The 1016-nt window shown below is 72.9% G+C and carries 1 protein-coding gene; it reads right to left on the minus strand.

Annotated elements, in window-relative coordinates; genetic code table 11:
• Window positions 1–1016 (minus strand): sensor histidine kinase KdpD (locus A9W95_RS16525; RefSeq protein WP_253851679.1); only part of this gene is annotated, 1016 nt, incomplete at both ends.

A 1016-nucleotide genomic window follows, 5' to 3' on the forward strand; every position in this document is an offset into this window, starting at 1 on the left:
TCGACCGGCTGGAGCGCAACGAAGAAGACCCCGAGCGGCTGGACAACCTCTTTCGGCTGGATCACCTGGCGGCGCGGTCGGCTGGCCGGCCGGGCGGCGGCCGAAGAAAGCCGAGGTGTCCGACGCCGTCTTGGCCGGTGCCGGCTTTGCCGCCGGTTGCGACTGCGGCTTGGCGCCGCTTTCCCACCACGGCGTCGGCAGTTCGCGGCGAGGCCGCTGTTCCTCGACCGGTTGGGCGGGCACGTCGGTGATGCCGCTGGTGCCGGGGTTGCGCCGCGGCAGCAGCGTGACCGGCGGCACTGGCTGACCGGTGCCGTCATCCGTCGCAGCCGGCGCAGTGGCCGGCTCGGGCTCAGGCGCGGGCGGGGCGGGCGGCGCGGTGACGGTAACCGTCTGGGCCGGCGGCGCGGGCGCGCCTTCGACGAGCACCGGAAGTGGCAGGTACACCTCAGCGGTGGTGCCGGTGCCCGACTCTCCGGACGAGGGCCCGCGCAGGCCGACCCGGATGCCGTGGCGGCTGGCCAACCGGCCCACCACGAACAGGCCCATGTGGCGCGCGTTGTCGGGGGTGACGTCGCCGCCGGCCTGCAGCCTCATGTTGGCCATGCGGCGGTCGGTGTCGGTCATGCCCAGCCCGGCGTCGGCGATGCGCATCAGGACGCCGCCCTCGCTGCCGCGCACGGCGGAGACCCGGACCGTCGTGGTCGGCGGGGAGTAGCGCAGCGCGTTGTCGATCAGTTCGGCCAGCAGGTGGATGACGGCACCAGCGGCCGCGCCGATCACCGTGCAGTCGGCGATCCCGCCGATCTGCACCCGTCGGTAGTCCTCGACCTCGGACACCGCGGCGTTGATCACCGTGCTGAGGGGCACTGGTTCTCGCTGGTCACGGGTGATTTGCGCACCGGCCAGCACGAGCAGGTTGGCGCTGTTGCGGCGCAGCCGCGCCGCCAGGTGATCCAGCCGAAAGAGGTTGTCCAGCCGCTCGGGGTCTTCTTCGTTGCGCTCCAGCCGGTCGA

The organism is Mycobacterium sp. 1423905.2, assembly GCF_001673155.1.
Taxonomy (GTDB): domain Bacteria; phylum Actinomycetota; class Actinomycetes; order Mycobacteriales; family Mycobacteriaceae; genus Mycobacterium.